16 protein-coding genes and 2 pseudogenes are annotated in these 17,595 nt (G+C 43.8%); 10 read left to right on the forward strand and 8 right to left on the reverse strand.

From position 1 onward, the window contains the following. Nucleotides 1–315, reverse strand: a pseudogene (locus IM507_RS08270) (Uma2 family endonuclease); the annotation flags it as partial. A 276-nt stretch (nucleotides 316–591) separates the two neighbouring features. Here IM507_RS08270 and IM507_RS08275 point away from each other — a divergent pair. Then, the gene (locus IM507_RS08275; RefSeq protein ID WP_052276433.1) at nucleotides 592–1,062 is read left to right on the forward strand and encodes a DUF29 domain-containing protein; all 471 of its coding nucleotides are present in this window, start codon (nucleotides 592–594) and stop codon (nucleotides 1,060–1,062) included. A 54-nt stretch (nucleotides 1,063–1,116) separates the two neighbouring features. Further along, nucleotides 1,117–5,289, forward strand: coding sequence for a DEAD/DEAH box helicase (locus IM507_RS08280; RefSeq protein WP_287636871.1), 4,173 nt, complete (start codon nucleotides 1,117–1,119; stop codon nucleotides 5,287–5,289). A gap of 18 nt (nucleotides 5,290–5,307) precedes the next feature. Here the strand turns inward: IM507_RS08280 and IM507_RS08285 are convergent, their stop codons facing one another. The 5 genes from IM507_RS08285 to remA all read right to left on the reverse strand — a co-directional run bounded on the left by IM507_RS08285 (nucleotide 5,308) and on the right by remA (nucleotide 10,234). Continuing rightward, nucleotides 5,308–6,522: an aminotransferase class V-fold PLP-dependent enzyme gene (locus IM507_RS08285; protein ID WP_287636872.1), complete on the reverse strand. Its 1,215-nt coding sequence runs from the start codon at nucleotides 6,520–6,522 to the stop codon at nucleotides 5,308–5,310. A gap of 684 nt (nucleotides 6,523–7,206) precedes the next feature. Further along, nucleotides 7,207–7,845, reverse strand: a complete 639-nt coding sequence (gene clpP, locus IM507_RS08290) for an ATP-dependent Clp endopeptidase proteolytic subunit ClpP (RefSeq protein ID WP_223210071.1) — start codon at nucleotides 7,843–7,845, stop codon at nucleotides 7,207–7,209. Nucleotides 7,846–7,863: 18 nt separating this feature from the next. Next, a complete protein-coding gene (locus IM507_RS08295) occupies nucleotides 7,864–9,150 on the reverse strand; it encodes an RNA-guided endonuclease InsQ/TnpB family protein (RefSeq protein ID WP_069473965.1) in 1,287 nt (428 codons plus the stop codon). A 247-nt stretch (nucleotides 9,151–9,397) separates the two neighbouring features. Further along, on the reverse strand, nucleotides 9,398–9,952 hold the full coding sequence (gene gmk, locus IM507_RS08300; protein WP_002736224.1) for a guanylate kinase: 555 nt from the start codon (nucleotides 9,950–9,952) through the stop codon (nucleotides 9,398–9,400). A 12-nt stretch (nucleotides 9,953–9,964) separates the two neighbouring features. Continuing rightward, entirely contained in the window at nucleotides 9,965–10,234 is a 270-nt protein-coding gene (remA, locus tag IM507_RS08305; protein ID WP_002737924.1) for an extracellular matrix/biofilm regulator RemA, read from the reverse strand. 465 nt (nucleotides 10,235–10,699) lie between these two features. Here remA and IM507_RS08310 point away from each other — a divergent pair, with 465 nt between their 5' ends. Both IM507_RS08310 and psbV read left to right on the forward strand, forming a co-directional pair. After that, on the forward strand, nucleotides 10,700–10,906 hold the full coding sequence (locus tag IM507_RS08310; protein WP_002735525.1) for a hypothetical protein: 207 nt from the start codon (nucleotides 10,700–10,702) through the stop codon (nucleotides 10,904–10,906). 128 nt (nucleotides 10,907–11,034) lie between these two features. After that, on the forward strand, nucleotides 11,035–11,520 hold the full coding sequence (gene psbV / locus IM507_RS08315) for a photosystem II cytochrome c-550 (protein ID WP_002785283.1): 486 nt from the start codon (nucleotides 11,035–11,037) through the stop codon (nucleotides 11,518–11,520). A 52-nt stretch (nucleotides 11,521–11,572) separates the two neighbouring features. Here the strand turns inward: psbV and IM507_RS08320 are convergent, their stop codons facing one another. Both IM507_RS08320 and IM507_RS08325 read right to left on the reverse strand, forming a co-directional pair. Further along, a complete protein-coding gene (locus tag IM507_RS08320; RefSeq protein ID WP_069473964.1) occupies nucleotides 11,573–12,277 on the reverse strand; it encodes a DUF3226 domain-containing protein in 705 nt (234 codons plus the stop codon). Then, entirely contained in the window at nucleotides 12,255–13,349 is a 1,095-nt protein-coding gene (locus IM507_RS08325; RefSeq protein WP_287636873.1) for an AAA family ATPase, read from the reverse strand. Before IM507_RS08325 ends, IM507_RS08320 begins: the two co-directional genes overlap by 23 nt. 180 nt (nucleotides 13,350–13,529) lie before the next feature. On the opposite strand from IM507_RS08325, the gene IM507_RS08330 reads away from it, so the two are divergent. The 6 genes and pseudogenes from IM507_RS08330 to IM507_RS08355 all read left to right on the forward strand — a co-directional run. Further along, complete coding sequence (locus IM507_RS08330) at nucleotides 13,530–15,035, forward strand: UbiD family decarboxylase (protein ID WP_287636874.1); 1,506 nt, start codon at nucleotides 13,530–13,532, stop codon at nucleotides 15,033–15,035. 426 nt (nucleotides 15,036–15,461) lie between these two features. Further along, complete coding sequence (locus tag IM507_RS08335) at nucleotides 15,462–15,788, forward strand: DUF433 domain-containing protein (protein WP_002774079.1); 327 nt, start codon at nucleotides 15,462–15,464, stop codon at nucleotides 15,786–15,788. Between the two features lie 3 nt (nucleotides 15,789–15,791). Beyond that, nucleotides 15,792–15,908, forward strand: a complete 117-nt coding sequence (locus IM507_RS08340; RefSeq protein WP_002737600.1) for a DUF5615 family PIN-like protein — start codon at nucleotides 15,792–15,794, stop codon at nucleotides 15,906–15,908. Beyond that, nucleotides 15,892–16,377 (forward strand): annotated as a pseudogene (locus IM507_RS08345) (IS1634 family transposase); the annotation flags it as partial. The gene IM507_RS08340 and the pseudogene IM507_RS08345, both read left to right, overlap by 17 nt. A 132-nt stretch (nucleotides 16,378–16,509) precedes the next feature. Continuing rightward, nucleotides 16,510–17,172: a hypothetical protein gene (locus IM507_RS08350; RefSeq protein WP_242028722.1), complete on the forward strand. Its 663-nt coding sequence runs from the start codon at nucleotides 16,510–16,512 to the stop codon at nucleotides 17,170–17,172. A 12-nt stretch (nucleotides 17,173–17,184) separates the two neighbouring features. Continuing rightward, nucleotides 17,185–17,595: transposase family protein (locus IM507_RS08355; protein ID WP_465246293.1), on the forward strand; the 411-nt coding region annotated here is incomplete at its 3' end.

Here is a 17,595-nt window from a genome sequence, read left to right on the forward strand (position 1 = left end):
AGGGGAGAGAATTTCAAAGACCACTTGAGGAGCAATGTTATCTTCTTGCCATTGTTTATAGGAACCCCGTCTTCCTTTCGGACGACCAAATACTACCATAACATCGGGAGCAACCGGTCCAGTAATTTTCTTATCTTGGACGGGATACCAGAGCAGATCTCCCGCAATAAAAACGTTAGGAGAATTAGCAAAGAGAATCTCAAGATTTTCTTTGATTTTCACGATCCATCCGTATTGTTCGGTGTTATCAGCCATGGGTTTACCGTCACTGTCGGGGTATTCAATATCTGGATCAATAGCTGGTGTAAAGGTCATAATTTCTGCTCTGAGGTTATTTGTCTGAAAATTAAATTCTAGCAGTGAGGTTATCTTTCCCCTCTAGTCCCAAAATAACATCGTCAATAAGGTTGCTCAAAATGTTTGTGTACTTTTGTTAAAAAGAAAAAGTTTTCTTGACAAAAAGAACAACTTGTGCTAACGAATAAATCTCTGACTTGACAAAAATTCCCCGCACTAGAAGCTGATCCAGGATAGCGATCGAGCGTTATAATCGAGCCATTACCCCGCGCTCCCGGTCGGGAAGATAAATCTATTATGACCGCTCTCTACGAGGAAGATTTTGTTCTCTGGACGGAAAAAACCGCCGAACTGTTAAAGCGAAAAGAGTTTGACCGGGTGGACTGGGAAAACCTGATCGAAGAGGTGGAGTGTATGGGAAAAAGCGACAGACGGGCTGTAGAGAGTTTGTTAACTCAATTATTAATCCATCTCCTGAAACTATCCTATTGGGAATCGGAAAAAGAACGGAATGCCCGTCATTGGCTCGAAGAAATCGCCAATTTTAGGGTTCAATTGGAAAGAAAGGTAGATAGTCCGACTCTCGCCAATCATCTGCGGGACACTTTCGAGACAGCCTACTCTGATGCCAGAAAATCCCTGATTAACGCGCGGATAGTCGATAAAAATGCGATTCCCCTAGAGTCTATATTCACTCTCCAACAGGTATTAGACGGGGACTGGTTCCCGATCGATATCGAACCTTTTTTGGAAACCCGTCCATAAATTGCAGGCATATCCCCGCAAAAAGATTAGGATTATCAGCGAATATAACCGAATATGAAAGATATCGAGCAAATCCGCCGCCAAATCATCGAACGCTACCAACAATTATCGGCACTCGATCAGGTGATCGTCCGTTTTTTTTCCCTAATCTATGAGCCGATCGCCCGCAGCACTTTTCTAGACTGTTTAAATGAAACCCATTACCGCGACGAGAACAACCGGCGATTTAACGGCCAAACCCTGAAATCCCATTTAGATATCCTCCTAGAAGCGGAAGTAATCACCCAGGACAAAGGCTACGGGCCGCGCTGTCATCCCCTCCTCGTCGAGATTGCCAGCCGTGATAGCGTTAGTAAGGGAGAATTCAAGCGTTTTGCCGAGATTATCAAGGCAAAACTGCCGCAACCCCGAACTCGTTGGGATGAAAGCCTAGTTTTTCAGGGAAAAGAGCAATTAATCCGAGAAATCCGTCTGGCCATCTATAGTCAGGATTTCGACTCGATCGAACAACAAATCGCCGATTATCAGAAAACCAGCTATTCTTCCTCAAAAACCAGCCTAGAAGACCTTCTGGTTCTCATCTACGATAACCCCTTCGATGGGGATTGGTTACGGACGCAACCGACCAAATTTCAAGCCCTAGCACTAAATAGCATTCTTGTCAAGGCTTTTGAAAAAATAACTCGCGCCGATGGAGCTTTTTCCCTCCTAGAAGAACTCTGTCAAGACCAGACCAGTGTTTCCGAAGCCCATTTGTGGCTCGAACAGGCAATCATCCGAGGACAAAGCGATAAAGTGCGTCGGTATCTCGATCGCCCCTTCCCGGAAAGCCAAGCAGCAGCAATCGGGGCGATACGGGGTTGGATTGCCTTTCTAGGGGGGGAAAATAGCAAAGCGATCCAAGAATATACCCTCGCCCTTAAAGCCCTAAAAAAAGCCAAAGGAAAACAAAAAATCTATTTTTCTTCGATTAGCGGCTTCTCCTTTATTTTTGCCCTCCTCAAAGAAGGAACCCCCGAACGTCTCGCCGAAGCCGCCAGCTATACCAGTTGGGTGGCGCGTCAAAACGATCATCCTTTCAGTCCTATCTATGCCCGTCTGGAAAAAATCATCGCTGCCCGTCAGGGAGATATGCAGGCCAAAGACGCAATCATCGACGCGACGATCAATCCCTACCAAATGGGCCAGGGTCTAGAGACTCTTATCTATAGTATCTGTCTCTACTGGATGAGTAGCAGCATCGCTAAAAAACATCTGCCCCGCCTATTGCTGCCCCTCTACAAAGATGCCAAGGCGGCCGGCTACCATTGGTTAGCCCTAGAAACCGGGGCCCTACTGTCCCGACTCGATCGAGCGCCGGAAGCGGAAGTGGTTATAAAATGGCATCTCCCTTCCCCCCTGGTGGATGCGATCGAACCCCAAGAAGCTTGGCAACTGTGCCTGAATGCCTTGACTAATCTCTGCGCGCCAACACCAACCCCGGGTAAATCCAACCCCGTCGTCCGCCTTGCTTGGTTTCTCACTATCCATTCCGAGGATTATTTCCTGCAACCAAAAGAACAGAAACTCGACGCGCGGGGCAATTGGAGTCGCGGCCGTCCCGTCTCCCTTAAACGTCTGCGAAAAACTGGGGAAATTGACTATTTAACCCCGCAAGACCTGAAAATTTGCGCCCATATCTTCGTGGAATCCAGTTACTATGGCCAGAACGATTATCACTTTGAGCGCCGAGCCATTATCGAACTGATCGGTCATCCCCTGGTGTTTTGGGAAGATTCCCCCGGAACGCGGGTAGAAATCGTCGCCGGGGAACCGGAATTGCGAGTAAGTAAGCAAAAATCGGGTAAATTAATCCTCTCTTTACTGCCCGATCTCAGCGATCGCCAAGAAGTGCTGATTTGGAAAGAAACCCCCACTCGCGTTAAGGTAATCGAAGTCAAGCCGGAACACCGAAGCATCGCCGACATTATCGGCAAAAGCAACCGCCTAGAAGTCCCCGACAAGGGCCGGGAAAAAGTCCTGGCCGCGATCAATTCCCTCTCCGGGATAGTGACAGTACATTCCGATATCGGGGGAGGAAAAGCAGCCCGGTCAGTGGCAGCCGATAGTCAACCCCGGATTCATCTCTTACCGGCCGGAGAGGGTTTAAAAGTGGCGGTTCTCAGCCGTCCTTTTGGGGCAGCCGGTCCCTATTTCCGGCCTGGAAAAGGGGGAGAAACAGTAATCGCCGAGATTGAGGGGGAACGGCTGCAAACCACCAGAGATCTAGCTCTAGAGAAAAAACTGGCCCAAACAGCGATCGATTCTTGTCCGATCCTGATCAGTTTTGAGGAGGAAAATGGGGAATGGCGGCTAGAAAATCCAGAGGATTGTCTAGATCTACTGCTAGAATTGCGGGAATTAAACGATAGCGTCCTTGTGGAATGGCCAGAAGGGGAAAAATGGCGGGTGTCGCGTCAGCTTCGATTACAAGACCTACACCTAAATATCCACAGTCAACGGGATTGGTTTGCGGTAAGTGGGGAACTGCACCTAGAGGAGAAATCGGTGCTGAGTATGCAGGAGTTGATGAAATTGCTAGAGGGATCGCCGGGGCGGTTTATTCCCCTCGGAGATGGTCAATTTCTTGCATTAACCGAGGCATTTCGGGAACGGTTACAGGAAATGCGTGCTTTCTCGGAAAAGTCCGGCGACGGTTTGCGGTTTCATCCCTTCGCTGCCCCGATGCTCTCGGAACTCACCGAGGAAGTGGGACAACTCAAGGCCGATAAACGTTGGCGCGATAATTTGCAACGCTTTCAGGAGAGTCAGGATTTTACCCCAGAAGTCCCCTCAACTCTACAGGCAGAATTGCGCGACTATCAATTGGAAGGCTTTCGCTGGTTAGCTAGACTGGCCCGGTGGGGGGCCGGGGCCTGTTTGGCCGATGATATGGGATTAGGGAAAACTTTACAAGCTCTGGCAGTGATCCTAACCCGCGCCTCCGAGGGACCGACTTTAGCGATCGCTCCTACTTCAGTATGTTTGAACTGGATTAGTGAGGCGGAAAGGTTCGCACCCACCTTAAATATCATCCAACTGGGAACAGGCGATCGGCAAGCGCTACTCGATCGACTGCAACCTTTTGATCTGTTGGTCTGTAGCTATGGGTTATTACAGCAGGAAGAAGTTGCTACCATGTTGGCTGGGGTAGAATGGCGGACAATCGTTCTCGATGAGGCCCAAGCGATTAAGAATTTCTCCACCAAGCGATCGAAAGCAGCGATGAATCTGCGGGGGGATTTTAAACTAATCACCACGGGAACACCGATAGAGAATCATTTAGGGGAATTATGGAATCTTTTCCGTTTTATTAACCCCGGATTGTTGGGATCCTTGGAAAGTTTTGATCGCCGTTTCGCCACCCCGATCGAAAAATACGGCGATAAAACCGCTCGCGAACAGTTAAAAAAACTGGTGCGGCCTTTCCTTCTCCGGCGCACCAAAAACCAAGTTCTAGCGGAATTACCGCCGCGTACCGAGATTTTAGTCCCGATCGAGTTAAGCGTCGAGGAGAAGGCGTTTTACGAGGCCTTACGGCGGCGTGCTTTGGAGAAATTAAGCGAGAGTGACAGTACCGCCGGAGCAAAACATCTCCAGGTACTGGCAGAGATCATGAAATTACGCCGGGCCTGCTGTCACCCGCAGTTAGTGGCTCCGGATTTGGATTTACCCGGCTCGAAATTGTCCCGTTTCGGGGAAATTCTAGATGAGTTATTGGATAATCAGCATAAAGCGTTGGTTTTTAGTCAATTTGTCGATCATTTAGCAATTATCCGCAGTTATCTCGATCAAAGGCAGATAAAATATCAATACCTAGATGGTAGTACCCCAGCCGGCGATCGGCAGAAACAGGTGAAAGCTTTTCAAGCGGGGGAAGGGGACGTATTTTTAATTAGTTTAAAAGCCGGGGGGACAGGATTAAATCTCACCGCAGCCGATTATGTTATCCATCTTGATCCCTGGTGGAATCCCGCAGTGGAGGATCAGGCCTCCGATCGCGCTCACCGCATCGGCCAAAAACGTCCGGTGACGATTTATCGCTTAGTGGCCAAGGATACGATCGAGGAAAAAATTGTCGATCTGCACCACCATAAACGCGATCTCGCCGATAGTTTATTGGAGGGGACTGACGCCAGCGGCAAGTTATCCACTGACGAATTATTGCGCTTAATGGCCGAGGGATAAAAATATCCCCGACGCAGTTTAGACTAACTTTTTGATAGCTGCTACTAACTGCTCGATTTCTGATGGCAAAGTGAAATAATGAACACAGGCACGCACACAGAGGGGGTCGAGGAGAGTTCGCAGTAAAAACCCTTGTTTTTCTAGCTGTTGCACTAAATTTTGTGGGGTGATGGCCGAGTCAATTTGAAAGGAAACTAAACCGGATTCTGGCGGAGAATTTTTTAAACATTTCACCCCTTTAATCGTCTTTAATTCTTCCCAAAGATAAGCCGCTAATTGACAGATTTTTTCGTATCTTTGTCCCCCATCACCCCAGGCGTTATGTACCGCAATAGTTGCCCTTAAACCCTCAAATTGAGGATAGGCAGAAGTGGCCACTTCAAAGCGTCTAGCATCGGGTTTCCAACCGATAGGCTGTCCTTGCTTATCTGTTTCAATACCGCGCCAACCGATAAAAGTGGGCTGTAAACTAGGGAAAATTTCGGGACGAATATACAATCCTCCCACACCGGCCGGTCCACACCACCATTTATGACCTGTAAAAGCATAACAATCGGCGGCAGTAGTGCTTAAATCTAAGGGCAAACAACCCACGGATTGGGCAGCATCCACCACCACTAAAACGGGTTTTTCGGTGACAGAATTATCATGACAAAGCTGCGAGATTTCCTTGAGGGGTAAAACCTGTCCAGTATTCCAGAGAACGTGACTGACCACCAAAACCCTAGTTTTTGGACGTAAATGAGCGGAAATGACTTCTATCGGGTTGCCGCCGTTTAAAGTTTCCCGAATAGGACAAGTGGAGATTTCCAGATGATAACGACGGGCAATTTCCCGAACTGTGGCGATAATTCCGGGGTGTTCACAATCGGTTAGTAAAATATGTTCCCCCGCTTGCCAATCAACCCCCCAGAGGGCGATATTACAGCCTACAGTAACATCCTCGGTGATAGAGAGAGTTCTGGGGCTGATTCCCAATTCTTGCGCCATTTCTTGCCTGAGAAGTTCCGTTTTTTTGGTAATCCAATCGTTTACCTGTCCTGAAAAAGGCCCCTTTTGTTGGAGAAAATTATAGGTATCGATAATCGCTTCTAATCCGGCCTTGGGCAAGGTTCCCTGACCACCGAAATTAAAATAAACTTTATTGCTAAGTCCCCGAAATTCCTGTCTTTGTTCGGCTAAATCTGGTTTACTAGGGGCGCAATCGAGGCTATTTTCGTCTAAATTCTGCATAAGTGAGGAGATGGGGAGTCAGTTATCAGTTATCAGTTATCAGTTAGAAGGTGTTGGGTTTTGGGGTTTTAGTTGAATTCCCCATTCCCCCATTTTACCACTTCCTGACGACCGACTCCTGACGACTAACGGCTGAATTCTATCGACGGATCAAGTCGCAATTATCACAATAGTATTAAAGCAGAGGAAACATACTTGTGAATGTTTTCTTTTTTTAGTTTATTATTTTTTACCTTGAATGTCAGCCGGGAGGCTATGTATGTTTTACCGATGAGACGGGGCTTTTAAAGGAGCGAAGTAATTCGCCCCAGGGTTCCCCTCATGAAAAGCTGACCAGTATAGAACAGCACTTCGACACATTTCGCCACATTTTGATTCTCCAAACACTTATATTTATATTTATATTTATCGTCCTTGTTAAATATACTCAAAAAAGCTAAGTAGTCGTGCAAAATAAATTTCCTAGTGAAGAAAGGCAAAAGGCAAAAGGCAAGAGGTGGTTAGATATGTGTAATTAATTTTGCTTAGGTACTTATGATAGGGCATATTGGAAACTGGCACCTCGAGTTGCGCTCGGTTCGACTACGCTCACCGAGCGCAAGGGGAGATTTAAGCTCTATCCCATGAGTGCGATGGGAGTGTCAACAAAATCTGGGCAGACAGGGCCTACCCGATCATAATTATTTACTGGGGAGGGTTGGAAGCGGAAGGACTGCGATCGATGACTTGATCGATTAAACCATAGTCTAGAGCCTCTTCGGCGGACATAAAGAAATCCCTTTCCGTATCCTCGGCGATGAGGTCGAGAGGTTTACCGGTATGACTAGCTAGGTGTTGATTGAGTAATTGTTTGAGATAGAGAATTTCTTTGGCCTGAATTTCGATATCGGTGGCCTGACCTTGGGCGCCGCCGAGGGGTTGGTGAATCATGATCCGCGAGTTGGGTAGGCTCATTCTTTTGCCCGGTTTGCCGGCACTGAGGAGAAAAGCCCCCATACTGGCGGCTAAACCAATACAAATGGTGCTGACATCGGGACGGATTTGATTCATGGTGTCAAAAATCCCTAATCCGGCCGAAACGGAACCACCGGGGGAGTTGATATACAAGTAAATATCTTTTTCGGGGTCTTCTGCTTCTAGAAAGAGTAATTGGGCGACGATTAGGTTAGCCAGGTCGCTGGTCACTTCTTGTCCCAAAAAGACGATTCTTTCCCGGAGTAGTCGGGAGTAGATATCGAAGGCGCGTTCGCCCCGGCCTGTGGTTTCAATAACGGTAGGAATCATTGCGCTTTCTTGTCTTGCTGCTGCGGTTAGTTTTTTGATTTTGACATACTCCCACCGTCAAGCTACGCTGTGACGGGGGATTCTTCCCATATCACTATCGGAAATTCCTTGTTCAACGAGACAGCTTAGATTCTCAATGTCTCCATTCAAAATCCAGAGGTCGGACTCTCCCAAGGCGTTTGGGTCGGTTTCTGTTTGCCCAACAGTACCGTTGAGATGATTTCCCAAATATTTCAACCCTTTTTTAAGAATATTTATTGCTGCATTATGATCCCTATCTATGACTGTTTGACAATTAGGACATTGATGAGTTCTAGTGCTTAAGGTTTTTTGAACTCTCGTCCCACAAACTGAACAATCTTGAGAAGTAAAATGCGGTGGTACAGCAACACAAACAATCTGATAAATCTTGGCAAAATAATTCAGCCATTGAGTGAATTGATACCAAGAAGCATCGGAAATCGACTTGGCGAGCTTACGGTTTTTGACTAAGTTTCTTACCTTTAAAGCTTCATAGACTACCAAATCATTAGACTGGACTAACGCCAAAGCCTCTTTAATTGCTTTGTCTTTACGTTGTCTTGATACTTTAAGATGAAGCCTAGCTACTTTTACCCGTTGCTTGTGATAGTTTTTAGACTGTTTCTTTCCTTTACGGAATTTCTTAGATAATCGTCGTTGTGCTTTTTGAAGTCGTTTTTCTGACTTTCTTAAATAACGTGGATTCTCTACAGTATTGCCTTGAGCATCGGTATAAAACTCCTTTAACCCTAAGTCAATTCCTGTTATTTGTCCCGTCGGTTTATGGTATTCTTGCCGTTCTACGTCAATCAGAAACTGGCAATAATAACCGTCAGCACGTCTAACAACTCTTACCCGTCTAATCTGTTGCTCTGAATAATAAACTAAGGTCTTTTGACTACACCATAAATCAAATTCTCCTGCTTTAAAGCCATCAGTAAATCTGATTTTACGTCGATCATCAGATAGTTTGTAGCCTGTTAGTTTGTATTCAACAGAACGACTATGCTTTTTGAACCGAGGAAAACCCTTTTTCTCTGGTATATTAGCATGACAATTCTGATAAAACTTACTAATTGATTGCCAGGCTCTATCAGCAGCAGATTGACGTGCTTGTGAGTTTAATTTATTAACCCAAGGAGTCTCTTTATTGTTAGCTAGTACCGAGCAAAGTTTTTGGAGATTATTGCGGGTTGTACCCTTATGATCCATCCAATAACGAACACAAGAATTACGCACAAACTGAGAAGTTTTGATAGCTTCATCAAGCCGGTGATATTGCTCTAGTGTCCCGTTTTTTAGCTTTGCTTCTACGACTAGCATATAACAATTCTCGACCATTGGTTAAGTAGATTATAACACAGTTTGTCCACAGATGGTGGAATTAAACCGATGCTCCGTTGCTAATATTCTGGTCGGATTTCATCCCCCGCTAATTTTTGTGAGTATCTTATCGAAAAATGTAGCGGGGGTATTCATCCGATATTTTAGGTAACTTAGAGAATGGGAAGTGGGGAAGTGGGGAAGTGGGGAATTTCAACTAAAACCCCAACACCCTAACACCTAACGGCTAACGGCTAAAAATAATCTTCTCGATGGCATCTAGGGCGGTTTCTAGGTCATCATTGACGATTTGATGGGGGAATTCCTCGCTGGCGGCCAATTCTTCTCGGGCGCGCTCCAGGCGACGGGCGATCGCTGTTTCGGCATCTTTGCCCCGGTCGCGCAAACGACGTTCTAATTCCTCGAAACTGGGGGGTAGGATAAAGATTCTCCTCGCTTCGGGGAAGCTTTTACAGACCTGTCTGGCTCCCTCTAATTCGATTTCTAGAATGACGGTCTGGCCTGCCGCTAATTGAGCGGCGATCGCTGATTGGGGTGTTCCATAGTAGTTGCCCGCGTATTCAGCCGATTCGAGAAATTCTCCGGCTGCCATTTTCTCCTCGAAACTGGGACGGTCGAGAAAGTAGTAATCTTCCCCCTCAATTTCACCCGGTCGAGGTGGGCGCGTAGTGGCGGATACGGACAGGTAGAGGTTAGGGAAACGAGTTAGTAAATGCCGTACTAGCGTACCCTTGCCCACACCGCTAGGGCCAGTAATGACGATTAATTGACCGGGTTGCATGGGGTTAATAACTTAGTTGCTACTATTAACAGGGGCTTCCTTGTTGACCACGAAACGGTGAGCCACGGTTTCTGGTTGAATGGCCGACAGCACTACATGACTAGAATCGGTGATGATCACCGCACGAGTCCGTCTTCCGTATGTAGCATCGATTAAACAGCCTTTATCCCGAGCATCACTGATGATGCGTTTGATAGGAGCCGATTCTGGGCTAACGATGGCGATAACCCGATTAGCGGAAACAATATTACCGAAGCCGATGTTGATCAGTTGTATATCCATAAGTTAACAAAGGTGCAGTCCTTTGTACAAAAGAGTGTGGAGGTATGATTACAATGTTATCGAGAAAGATTTAGCCTTACAACGCTAAAAATAACATTCTTAATCACATTTTAGTATTTTTTCAGGTTTTTTGCGATTTTAATTAAATTTGTTTACACGAGTCTCTATCTTAGGGAGTAAATAGTCCAAAAGTCGGGAAAATTAGGGAATTTTGGGGAGTGGGGAGCAGGGTGTGGGGTGTAGGGTGTGGGGTGTGGGGTGTAGGGTGATGGGGTGATGGGGGAGTGGGGTGATGGGGTGATGGGGTGATGGGGTGATGGGAGAACAAATAAAAATAATCTCCTGACTCCTGACGACCGGCTACTGACTCCTGATCACTGATCACTGTTAAGAATGTCCCCGGCAATGGCATGATAATTATGGTGACTAATAAGTATTCTCTATCCTTGGTGGGTGTGTTAGACTATGGGTTTTGCTGATCTATCGATCGCTGATATTGCGGCAGAGTACGATCTGGCCGATGAATCTGTGTTGTCACTTTGCGACCAATTAGGCATCTCCTATAAAGATCGGCAGACTAATCTCGCCCTAGAAGATGCTAAAGCAATTATCTCACTGATTTTATCCCAACGCTCAGGAGTAACCGCCTCGAAAACGGAAACGTCCCCTTGACTTTATTCCCCACTGCGATCTTCTCGGTGTCCGTGATCACTTAGAATCGATCGACACCCTCCCAGAGGAGAAAATTTTTTAGTCACCTTAAAATCCCCTTTCTTGGAACAATTGCGAGTAGGAGAACAATGATCAAACGTTTGATTGTGGCAGCGATCGCTGTAGTCTTTTTTGTATTACAATTCAATCTTAACGGCGCTAGTGCCTTAGAACTCAATGAAAAAACCCTCACCATCACCCTCAATGACGCAGGGGAATCGGTGACTTTGACTTCTGAACAAGCGACGGAAGGACAGAAACTTTTTGTCGCCAATTGTACTAAGTGTCACCTGCAAGGTAAAACCAAAACTAATAATAACGTCAGTTTGGGTCTGGGTGATCTGGCAAAAGCGGAACCTCCCAGAGATAATCTGTTAGCATTGATTGATTATCTAGAACATCCCACCAGTTACGATGGTGAAGATGATCTAAGCGAATTTCATCCCAATGTTAGCCGTCCGGATATCTTCCCAGAATTACGCAATCTGACCGAAGATGATGTGTATAACGTCGCCGCTTATATGTTGGTTGCTCCCCGTCTAGACGAGCGTTGGGGTGGTACAATTTACTTCTAAATTGCCCTCCATATATCCCTCGATCCCTCTAGATTTCTAGGGGGATTTTTGATTAGACAGCAAATAGTTGTAAAAATTCTTTGAGTTCATTTAATACTTCATGCTCAAAGTTCCAAATGTCTTTTTTGGTTAAAGCATGGGATAAATTACAATATTTCTTAGCCTCTCTTTTTTCATTCTGTGATGGTGTATCTTCCCTGATATAGTTTTGAATCCACAATTTATCAATTTTTTTACGATTTATATCAATATTTTTTTGTGCAAGACAGGATCGCCAAGCTTCTACACAATCAGCATGGGGAGAATCTTGGGTTTTAATTTCTCTCAACACTGTCTCTAGTTCTCCCTGTTCATTAACATGAAGAAAATGACAACCTATTTGAGTATTCGTAGAAGCATTTAATTGAAATAGCTTTTGGGTATCATCTATCCTGGCTGCTTCTCTAAAAACTCTTTGAATACATTGACTAACCAGAGCAAGTCTTTCTTCTCTGGTTTGTTCATCTAAATCTAAAACAATACCTATCTTTTGAATATCATCTTTGAGCAGGGTGTTATTAAGTCGTTTCAGTCGTTGTTCAAGGCTACGATAATTTTCTCGTTCTATTCCGTCTAGAATATAAAATTCAACAATAGTTATCCTTAAATGATTCGATTCATTAATATGCTCAATAATAGCTCGTAAAAAAGCCGCATCATCTTGACTTTCAACAATTATTACATTAGCCACGATTCTACTCACCTCTGATTCGATCATTATGCTTGAGAGCATAATCTAAGATATCTAATTCACTTTTAATACCGATAATTTTATCAGTTCTGGGACTCCTTGCTAGTTCAAAATAAGCCCCCTGTTCTGGATAATATTCTAACCCCACATCGGCAAAAGCTTGGATCATCTCTAAACTGTGGGTTGTGGCAAAAATTTGGCTATCTAGTTCGATAGCTAATCGGAATAAAGTTTTCCAAATATCTGGGTAAGAAGTATAGTGAAGACCATTTTCTATTTCATCGATAAAAATAATTTTTTTAGGATTGATGAGTAGAGCAAAAATCATCTCTATCAGACGATTAATAGCTTCACCAAACAGAGATATGGGTAGGCGTTTTCTCTCTTTTCTTTTCAGATATAAATTTGGTTCACCCAGAAAAAAACTTTCTATTTTTTCAATGGACGGATCGAGAATTTGTAGAGCTTTTAGCACTTCTTCTTCCTGTTCATTAAAAACTATTTTAGTATAGGCCTCGCTCAATTCTTCCAAAGATTTATTGACAGATGCGGCAATGATTACTGGTTCCTCATCACCCCCATTAGGTAAAGCTAGTATCTCCTTAGAACTGGCAATTAAAAAATAGTTCATTTGCTCATCATTTGAGTCATGATCATGGTCAAAACTTGTGTGAATATTTAAGATAGAAATAACTGATTTATCTTTAGCGATAAAATCGTATAATTTTTGCCAGTCTTCAGAGATGCCTAGAACACTATCTTTAAGAGAACTAGAAATCGATATTTTTACCAATTTATCTCCTTGGTTAGATTGGGAGCCTTTTAAATCAATAATATTTTTTCTATCAAGATTGAATAATAAATCATCCCAGGCATTTTTAGGAACAGCCCGAACAACTGCTAAAGATTGCCTACGAATGATTCCTCTGATGTAGGGATGAATAGTATTTGGATAGGGATAACTATACAAAAATATTGCCTCTAACAGGGCAGTTTTCCCTGAATTGTTCTTACCACCAATTAAATTAACTCGCTCAAAACCTTCAATTTTGGTATGCTCAAAACATCTAAAATTACTAATTTCAATATCCTTAATCATGTTGACCTCCTGGCTGGATAAGCATAAATTTAGGGTTAGGAATGACCCTGGCAAGATGGGGATTTTTTTACTTAATTCTAGACGAGAATCCCCTCCAACTCTCAAAAAGGTGACTATCCCCCACCGAAACTGCCGCCCTAAGAGATAATAGAGACAGGGATTTATTTACATTTCTTCATCATGGCTAGAGACTTACGAGGATTTATTAAGCTTTTAGAAGATCGTGGCCAATTACGCCGCATTAGTGCATCGGTCTCTGCCGATTTAGAAATTGCCGAGATCGCTAATCGGATGCTGCAGGTGGGGGGACCGGCCCTACTGTTTGAAAACGTGCAAGAGGCCGAGTTTCCCGTCGCTATTAACCTGATGGGAACGGTAGAACGCATCTGTTGGGCGATGAACCTGAATAAACCCGAAGAATTGGAAGATTTAGGCAAAAAACTCGCCCTCTTGCAACAACCGAAACCGCCGAAAAAACTCTCCCAAGCGATCGACTTTGGTAAAGTGTTGTTTGATGTCCTGAAAGCCAAACCCAACCGTAACTTTTTCCCTGCCTGTCAACAGGTGATTTTAGAGGGGGATGAAGTAGATTTAAAGAAAATTCCGATGATTCGTCCCTATTCGGGCGATGCAGGTCAGATTATCACCCTAGGGCTAGTAATTACTAAAGATTGCGAAACGGGAACCCCTAACGTCGGTGTCTATCGCTTACAGCTACAGTCTCACAATACCATGACCGTCCACTGGTTATCCGTGCGCGGTGGGGCGCGTCACCTGCGAAAAGCGGCACAAATGGGCAAAAAATTAGAAATAGCCATCGCTTTAGGGGTCGATCCTCTGATTATCATGGCCGCCGCCACTCCTATCCCCGTAGATCTGTCAGAATGGCTGTTTGCGGGATTGTACGGTGGTTCTGGGGTACAGTTAGCCAAGTGTAAAACCCTCGATTTGGAAGTGCCGGCCGACGCAGAAATCGTCCTCGAAGGAACAATTACCCCCGGAGAGGTATTGCCAGATGGACCCTTTGGTGATCACATGGGTTACTATGGCGGTGTGGAAGATTCACCCCTGATTCATTTCCACTGCATGACCCATCGTCGCGACCCCATTTATTTAACCACTTTTAGCGGTCGTCCTCCCAAGGAAGAAGCGATGATGGCTATCGCTCTTAATCGTATTTATACACCGATTTTACGGCAACAGGTGTCGGAAATCAGGGATTTTTTCCTACCGATGGAAGCTTTAAGCTATAAAGCGGCGATTATCTCCATTGATAAGGCCTATCCCGGACAAGCGCGGCGAGCGGCCTTAGCTTTTTGGAGTGCCTTACCCCAGTTCACCTATACTAAATTTGTCATCGTCGTCGATAAGGAGATTAATATTCGCGACCCCAGGCAAGTGGTTTGGGCAATTAGTTCTAAAGTGGATCCGGTTCGCGATGTGTTTATTCTCCCGGAAACCCCCTTTGATAGCCTCGATTTTGCCAGCGAAAAGGTCGGTTTGGGGGGGAGAATGGGAATTGATGCCACGACAAAAATGTATCCTGAAACTGACCACGAGTGGGGGGAACCTTTGGAGTCGGATCCGGCCATGGCGGTCAAGGTTTCTCAACGCTGGTCAGAATACGGTTTAATCGATATTAATTTACAAGAAGTAGATGCCAATAAATTTGGCTATGAAATGTAGATTTATTCGACTAAGCTGTCAGCTAAGAGGCATTTTAAAAGATTTAGAATCTTGTCTTCTGACAAAAGATTCGCAAACTTCAGCAAAAATGATTCTACAGATAATGGTAAACCAAAACGTCAATGTAGAGATTGTGGCGATCGATTTAACACTACCTCAATTTTCTCAAAAAAATCGACCCGCCGCTAGGCGGGAGACAAAGGGCAAAAGAGCAAAATAAGGGAGGGTTAAAGTCCTGGGGAGACACAGGCAAACCGAATGATAAAGGTGGTGCGTTAAAGCGGATTGTTAATTTTAGTTTTTTGACCGAATTGATAGCCGCAAACACGCACCTTACACTCTACTAAAAGTGGGAGGTTTTCAACCCAAATTTTCTGGTAAAATGATTAAGGATAATTGGCCAAAACTTTATGAGGATTTAAGCCTGTGATTATCAAAGAGTTAGAAGAGCAACTTCTTGCCCTCAAACCTAGCGAAAAAGTGCAGGTAATCCAGTTACTCGCTCAAAGTCTGGGTGGTGATTGGCAGGGAATTGAGAAAACGCCTAAAGTTTGCGGCGGACAAGCTTGCATTGCCAATACAAGAATTCCAGTTTGGGTGTTAGTAGAAGCTCGTCGTCTTGGTTATAGTGATGCTGATTTATTAACAAGTTATCCGACTATTAAGGCTACGGATTTAGCTAATGCTTGGGTATATGCGGCAGCTCATGAAGATGAGATTGATTTGCTCATTGAGCAGAATGAGGCAGTTTAGGGGATGGCACGTTTTTACGCAGATGAGCAGTTTCCTTTGCCGGTTGTGGAATTGTTGAGAAATTTGGGGCATGATGTTTTGACGGTGCAAGAAGCGGGAAATGCTAATCAACAAATTTAAAATAGAGACAAAATATTCTCATCTAGATGCCACATCATTTCATCTAGATGGAGAATATAAAAGTGAAGAAAAAAAAGAGAAAAAAGAAGAAGAGATTATCAAAGAAAGACCAATAATTATTACCAAAGGATATTCTCGTGACCATCGACCAGATTTGAAAGAATGCGTCTTAGACTTAATAACAACCCAGGATGGAGACGTACCATTATTTGTGAGAGTTGGAGATGGAAATGAAGAAGGGTAAGCTGTCTTTGGCAAAATCTTAGTAGAATTTAAAAAACAAATAAAATTTGACAGTATTATGGTCTGTGACAGTGCCTTATATAGTCAAGAGAATCTTTAACTAATTCAACATCTAAAATGGATAAGTAGAGTTCCCATGACGATAAAAAGAGCCAAAGAATTAGTCCAAAATGCAGAAATGGAAGAAATAGATGCCAAGGAAAGAGAAAAAAGGGCAGAGCTAAATTTCTGACAGGGGAACAAGCAAGCTGAAAAGCTTATTTAGCATGGAATACAGACACAGACTCCCAAAAAAGATAAGTCATATTTACTATGTATGACCTAGATAACGAAAATGATAAGTGAACTATACCAGAAAGTGTTAGAAAATGAACTGGGACGAGCCGGATATCTACTGTTGTTAATGATAGTTGGAACCTGGCAAATACTAAAGCAAGCTAAGTTAGAGATATTAGCAGAAGCACTACCAATACCAATCCTGTTTGAGAGTCGGAGAAAAAAACTAAAAAGATTTTTAAAGCTGGAAATTCTGAATATTGAAAAAATCTGGTTTCTCTGCCTAAAAGAGATGTTAAAACAGCAGCAGAGATTCACAATAAAAGGATTAGTATATATTGCCATAGACCGGACGAGTTGGGGAGCAATTAATATCTTGATGGTGAGTCTAATTTATGACAAGAGAGCCATCCCAATCTATTGGGAGATATTAGATAAAAAAGGAAGTAGTAATCTCGAAGAACAGCATCGAGTATTGGGGAAAATATTGACGGTGCTATCAGGTCATAAAATAGTGGTATTAGGAGATAGAAAATTTTGCTCGGTTAGTCTTGGAAAGTGGTTTCAGAAGCAGAGTTTATACTTTTGTTTAAGACAAAAACAAAGTACAAATGTGAAGACAAAAGAAGGAATTTATCAAGCAATGAGAGAGTTAGGAAATGAGAGAGTTAAGTTTAAGTCCAGAAACTCAACTATTTTTGAAGGATGTCAATATTACAAAAGAGCAGGGATTTGTCGAGTTTAACTTAGCGGGTAAGTGGAAAAAAACTATGGGGGTTTTCAAACAAAAGAACCTTGGTATATTCTGACAAATTTTGGAGATTTAGAGACGGCAATAATTGCCGATCAAAAAAGATTTGATATTGAGGAGATGTTTCGAGATTTTAAGTCGGGAGGCTATAGCTTAGAAGGTTCTCAATTAGCACCGAAATACCTATCAAAGCTGATAATTGTTATAGCTATCGCCTATACAAGTGCCACACTACAAGGTAAAAAAATTAAGGACATGGGAATCCAAAAATATGTCACAAGACCTGAAAAAAGATATAAAGGTCAACGCAGACACAGCAGTTTTTATGTGGGTCAACATCTCTATCATTGGCTCCAGCTACATCAAATGTTCCAAAAAAATATAGAAGAGCTAATGCAAATTAGCCGCTATCGGTTG

This window comes from Microcystis sp. M20BS1 (genome assembly GCF_020245305.1).
GTDB classification, from domain to species: Bacteria; Cyanobacteriota; Cyanobacteriia; order Cyanobacteriales; family Microcystaceae; genus Microcystis; species Microcystis ichthyoblabe_A.

What these genes read in the sequence shown, in the direction of transcription:
- IM507_RS08280 (WP_287636871.1), top strand. Translation starts at nt 1,117, where the DNA reads ATGAAAGATATCGAGCAAATCCGCCGCCAAATCATCGAACGCTACCAA.
- IM507_RS08285 (WP_287636872.1), bottom strand. Translation starts at nt 6,522, where the DNA reads ATGCAGAATTTAGACGAAAATAGCCTCGATTGCGCCCCTAGTAAACCA.
- IM507_RS08295 (WP_069473965.1), bottom strand. Translation starts at nt 9,150, where the DNA reads ATGCTAGTCGTAGAAGCAAAGCTAAAAAACGGGACACTAGAGCAATAT.
- gmk (WP_002736224.1), bottom strand. Translation starts at nt 9,952, where the DNA reads ATGCAACCCGGTCAATTAATCGTCATTACTGGCCCTAGCGGTGTGGGC.
- remA (WP_002737924.1), bottom strand. Translation starts at nt 10,234, where the DNA reads ATGGATATACAACTGATCAACATCGGCTTCGGTAATATTGTTTCCGCT.
- IM507_RS08310 (WP_002735525.1), top strand. Translation starts at nt 10,700, where the DNA reads ATGGGTTTTGCTGATCTATCGATCGCTGATATTGCGGCAGAGTACGAT.
- psbV (WP_002785283.1), top strand. Translation starts at nt 11,035, where the DNA reads ATGATCAAACGTTTGATTGTGGCAGCGATCGCTGTAGTCTTTTTTGTA.
- IM507_RS08320 (WP_069473964.1), bottom strand. Translation starts at nt 12,277, where the DNA reads ATGATCGAATCAGAGGTGAGTAGAATCGTGGCTAATGTAATAATTGTT.
- IM507_RS08325 (WP_287636873.1), bottom strand. Translation starts at nt 13,349, where the DNA reads ATGATTAAGGATATTGAAATTAGTAATTTTAGATGTTTTGAGCATACC.
- IM507_RS08330 (WP_287636874.1), top strand. Translation starts at nt 13,530, where the DNA reads ATGGCTAGAGACTTACGAGGATTTATTAAGCTTTTAGAAGATCGTGGC.
- IM507_RS08340 (WP_002737600.1), top strand. Translation starts at nt 15,792, where the DNA reads ATGGCACGTTTTTACGCAGATGAGCAGTTTCCTTTGCCGGTTGTGGAA.